Origin of the sequence: Dolichospermum sp. UHCC 0259 (assembly GCF_009711935.1) — a bacterium.
Lineage (GTDB): Bacteria > Cyanobacteriota > Cyanobacteriia > Cyanobacteriales > Nostocaceae > Dolichospermum.
Genome location: NZ_VIKX01000038.1, coordinates 1 through 4,626, shown reverse-complemented (window position 1 = coordinate 4,626; position 4,626 = coordinate 1). Strand labels below are relative to the sequence as shown.

Below are 4,626 nucleotides of genomic sequence, written 5' to 3'. Positions count from 1 at the left end.
AATAGCCCCCCTATTCTCTCTCAAATTCACAATTTTTTGCTTGACAGACCACTAGGCTTAGATATCAGTTACACCCGTCAACCCATTCAATTATTTGATGGTAAACCCTTCAACGCCGACGACCCCATTAGCTATCTTAACGACTTAGAAATCAAACGCGACTTCTCCATAGCCGAAGTCATTCTAGATGCCCCCAGAAAAACCGCAGCTTAAAGGGGGAATAAATCTTGTGGGGTGGACATCCTGTCTGCCCAAAAATATAAAAGACGGGCAAGATGCCCATCCCACAAAACTAATAAAATCATCCTTTCTTCCTTTGCGTCTTTGCTTCTTAGCGTCTTTGCGCGAAACCTCCTACCGATTACCAAACAATGCAAAACCGTAACTTAAAATCTACCAACACAACCACAATCAGCCGTCAGCCTTTCCTAGAAATTAAAGACGTTTGCAAAGTTTATCCCACCAAAAATGGACCATTTACCGTTCTTGATGGTGTTAACCTCAACGTTGAACAAGGTGAATTTCTTTGCGTTATCGGTCACTCTGGTTGCGGTAAATCAACTTTGTTAAACATGGTTTCTGGTTTTAACTTCCCGACAACTGGACAAGTTTTATTAGAAGGAGAACCTATTACAAAACCAGGTCCAGATAGAATGGTTGTATTTCAAAACTATGCGTTATTACCTTGGAGAACAGCTTTTGAAAATATTTATTTAGCTGTAAATGCAGTTTATCCCACTAAGCCAGAAGCAGAAAAACGGGCTATTGTCAGAGATCATTTAGCAATGGTGGGTTTAGGTGATGCAATGGAAAAGAAACCTATGCAAATGTCTGGAGGAATGAGACAACGGGTTTCAATTGCGCGGGCTTTGGCTATTCGTCCGAAAGTGTTGATTTTAGATGAACCTTTTGGGGCGTTAGATGCTATTACCAAGGAAGAATTACAAGAAGAATTGTTGAAGATTTGGGGTGATAATCGTTGTACAGTTTTGATGATTACCCATGATATTGATGAAGCTTTATTTTTGGCAGATAAGTTGGTAATGATGACTAATGGGCCTCATGCCCAAATTGGGGAAGTGATGGAAATTCCTTTTTCTCGTCCTAGAGATCGTGCCAGAATTATGGAAGATCCTCAATATTATCAACTGCGGAATTATGCTTTAGATTTCTTGTTTAACCGTTTCGCTCATGATGATGTAGGTTAGTTTATGTAGGTTGGGTTAAGCTAAAGCGCAACCCAACAAAAATCAATATACCTTGATATTTGAGTATTATTAGCATAACTTATATCTATGGTCAATTTTATCACTAATCGGAGTGATATATAAGTTACAGCTTATGGATGCCATCTAAATATTTTTTTAATAATTTGTCTTTAGGGTTAATCTTTCAAGGCTAAAACCTGTATGATATTTTTATCAAAACCAAAATAAGACTGAATATATATCTAGTTTGTTTCCACTAGGGTATATTTTTTCAAAATCTGGCTGTGTTTTTAGAGTAATCTTTTAAATGCCAGTTAAACGCGAACACATCACAGCTAAACAGGTAAGATATTTTTTTGCTTGTTTTTATAAATCTAATGATAAATTAGCAACACGACATTCTTTTTTAAGAAAGTAACTTTCAAAAAGTTATTAGATGTCATGGGAATTTTATCAGCTTTGAAAATTTAGCTTGAGTAAACACCATAAGCCCGATAGAAACTGAGTTATTCAGTTATTTAATGTGAGAGAAAAGGTAGCTCCAATATCCCAAAATATTTGTAAAAGCTACCCATGAATTATCACTATAAATAAATATAACATAGTTAAATTTATTTAAACTATTTGAGTTTCTATTAGTTAAATGTAGATATTTACTTATGGCTAAATTATTGATCTAACTAGACAGAATTTATTCTGTTGTCAACAGCCAATTTTTTTGTCATTGAGCATCAACTAATGGAAATAACTAATACTATTCATTTCCGCAATTTACGCGGTGATATTTTTGGTGGTGTAACTGCCGCCATTGTCTCCCTACCACTAGCTTTAGCCTTCGGTGTAGCTTCCGGTGCAGGACCAGTTGCCGGTCTTTATGGTGCTGTCTGCGTAGGTTTTTTTGCTGCGTTATTTGGTGGTACACCAACTCTAATATCTGAACCTACAGGTCCAATGACTGTAGTCATTACTGGTATTATCAGTTCTCTAACAGCACGTGACCCAGAAAACGGTTTGGCTATGGCTTTTACCGTAGTCATGTTAGCAGGGATATTTCAAATTATCTTTGGTATCTTTAAGTTAGGAAAATATATTACCCTCATGCCCTACAGCGTAATTTCTGGCTTTATGTCAGGAATTGGGGTGATTTTGATTATTTTGCAAATTGCCCCTTTCATGGGACAGCCTAGCCCCAAAGGTGGAGTATTAGGAATAGTCCAAAACCTACCTAATCTATTAGGAAATATCAACCCGATTGCTTTGATTTTGGGTGTGATGACGGTGGCAATTATTTACTTAACACCATCACAAGTTAAGCGAGTTGTCCCCCCGCAGTTAATTGCATTAGTAGTGGTAACAGTTGTTTCTTTGGTATTTTTTGGTGATGCTGATATCAAACGTATCGGTGTAATTGAAACTGGGTTACCAAAAATCCAACTGCCAACTTTTACATTAACTAACATGACTATCATGTTAGTTGATGGGGTAATGTTGGGGATGCTAGGATGTATTGATACCCTATTAACTGCTGTGGTTGCTGATAGCTTAACCCGCACTGAACATAAATCTGATAAAGAATTAATTGGCCAAGGCATCGCTAACGTAGTATCGGGTTTATGTGGTGGTTTACCCGGTGCTGGGGCAACAATGGGAACTGTGGTTAATATCCAAACTGGGGCGCAAACTGCGGTATCTGGTCTTACTCGTGCTTTGGTCTTGTTGGTTGTGGTTTTGGGTGCTGCTGGTGTAACTCAAAGCATTCCGATGGCTGTATTAGCTGGTATCGCGCTAAAAGTGGGGGTTGATATTCTTGATTGGAGTTTCTTAAAACGCTCTCACAAAGTATCACTCAAGGGTTCAATCATCATGTATGGTGTTTTACTCTTGACTGTATTTGTAGACTTAATTGTGGCTGTGGGTGTGGGTGTATTTATTGCCAACATCTTAACCATTGAACGTCTTTCTAATATGCAGTCTGAGACAGTTAAGGCTATTAGTGATGCTGACGATGCAATTGATTTGACTCCAGAAGAAAAAAGTTTATTGGATCAAGCCAATGGTCGCGTGTTACTATTTTACTTAAGTGGAGCGATGATTTTTGGTGTTTCTAAAGCGATTTCTCGTGAACATAACGCCATCAAAGATTGTGATGTCATTGTTCTTGATTTGAGTGATGTACCTATGATGGGTGTAACAGCTTCCTTAACTATTGAAAGTGCCATCAGAGAAGCTTGTGAAAAAGGTCGTCAAGTGATCATTGTTGGTGCAACTGGCAAGATTAAGAAACGGTTGGAAAATTTAGGAGTGTTGAGTTTATTACCTCCTCATCACCTAATGATAGACCGGAAGGAAGCATTACAACAAGCTGTTTCTTTAGTTGATAGCTTACAGATGAATACCCCTATTTCCTAACCACTAATATCAATACTTGACTTGTCGTGAACAACAAAATCCCCGATTTATAATAAGTCGGGGATATGAGATAATGGAAGAGCATCAATATTATCAATTGCGGAACTATGCGTTAGATTTTTTGTTTAACCGTTTCGCTCATTATGATGTAGGTTAGGCTGGTGAAATAATCTAATACGATGAAAGTTGAAAGTCAGAGTCAAGGTAAGAATTTGACTTTGATAATTTTTTACCCACTCTAAAATTAGAAAGTGTAGCGTTTTTGTATTTACTTGCCTTACAGAATTGAGTTCTATACAAACTTAATGTAAATTGAGATAATAAGAAATCACAGTACAATTGCTCTTCTGCTGTAGCTAGGGTTGTAACCATTAATTATCCCTTAGTTTTTGGTTTTAATGGCAATTGTACTTAAATATGACTTGTAATTACGTATTAGTAACTCCCCACTTCAGATAGAAGGCAAAAAAAGGATCAGTAATATGAAGTTTCCTCTCCTCTTTATCCCAATCTAATACTGGTGTTGAAGCTTCATCACTAGATGCAATTCTTGTCATTTGCTCTAGTACCCTCGTTACTTCATGAGCTTGAGGTATGTCGTCTGTTAAGACTTCCTTTATGACTGATCTCAACTGTTCATACTCAATGGTTTCAAGCCCCAGGGAAAGTTTAGCTATAGCTAATAAGTAGGTGGGCGTTAAAAATTGTCGTTGGGGCAAGGGAACAGGGAACAGGGAACAGGGAACAGGAAGAGAGTTTTGAGTGATTTTACTTTTCTTCACATACCTTTAAATTTTTCTGTTCACCTACTTAATATAACTTTATATATATCAGCAGTTTCATTGGTTTTCAGGCTTCTTGGAAGTCTATCGGTCCTTTGTCTAGGTCCCTTTGCTAATTTGTCAAATACAATTTTTCCAGTTCCTTCTGCAACTTTAATAAATAGTTCATCAGGTAGTTTTTCACTCTCCCCCCACTTTCGAGAGTTTATAGGGTAGGTAGAAGTAGG

5 protein-coding genes and 1 pseudogene are annotated in these 4,626 nt (G+C 37.4%); 4 read left to right on the top strand and 2 right to left on the bottom strand.

The features are described 5' to 3' along the window. The 4 genes and pseudogenes from FJR05_RS03640 to FJR05_RS27840 form a co-directional block, all read left to right on the top strand. Positions 1–213 (top strand): hypothetical protein (locus FJR05_RS03640; RefSeq protein WP_168642853.1); only part of this gene is annotated, 213 nt, incomplete at its 5' end. Positions 214–371: 158 nt separating this feature from the next. Next, positions 372–1,208 (top strand): nitrate ABC transporter ATP-binding protein, encoded by an 837-nt coding sequence (locus FJR05_RS03635; protein WP_168642852.1) that lies wholly within the window; start codon positions 372–374, stop codon positions 1,206–1,208. 738 nt (positions 1,209–1,946) lie between these two features. Next, the gene (locus tag FJR05_RS03630) at positions 1,947–3,617 is read left to right on the top strand and encodes a SulP family inorganic anion transporter (protein ID WP_168642851.1); all 1,671 of its coding nucleotides are present in this window, start codon (positions 1,947–1,949) and stop codon (positions 3,615–3,617) included. Positions 3,618–3,687: 70 nt separating this feature from the next. Next, positions 3,688–3,774, top strand: a pseudogene (locus tag FJR05_RS27840) (bacitracin ABC transporter ATP-binding protein); the annotation flags it as partial. A gap of 271 nt (positions 3,775–4,045) precedes the next feature. Here the strand turns inward: FJR05_RS27840 and FJR05_RS03620 are convergent. Together FJR05_RS03620 and FJR05_RS26815 are read right to left on the bottom strand one after the other, a co-directional pair. Beyond that, positions 4,046–4,399, bottom strand: a complete 354-nt coding sequence (locus tag FJR05_RS03620) for a hypothetical protein (RefSeq protein ID WP_174783566.1) — start codon at positions 4,397–4,399, stop codon at positions 4,046–4,048. Between the two features lie 20 nt (positions 4,400–4,419). Continuing rightward, positions 4,420–4,626 (bottom strand): hypothetical protein (locus FJR05_RS26815; RefSeq protein WP_217385512.1); only part of this gene is annotated, 207 nt, incomplete at its 5' end.

What these genes read in the sequence shown, in the direction of transcription:
- FJR05_RS03630 (WP_168642851.1), top strand. Translation starts at nt 1,947, where the DNA reads ATGGAAATAACTAATACTATTCATTTCCGCAATTTACGCGGTGATATT.
- FJR05_RS03635 (WP_168642852.1), top strand. Translation starts at nt 372, where the DNA reads ATGCAAAACCGTAACTTAAAATCTACCAACACAACCACAATCAGCCGT.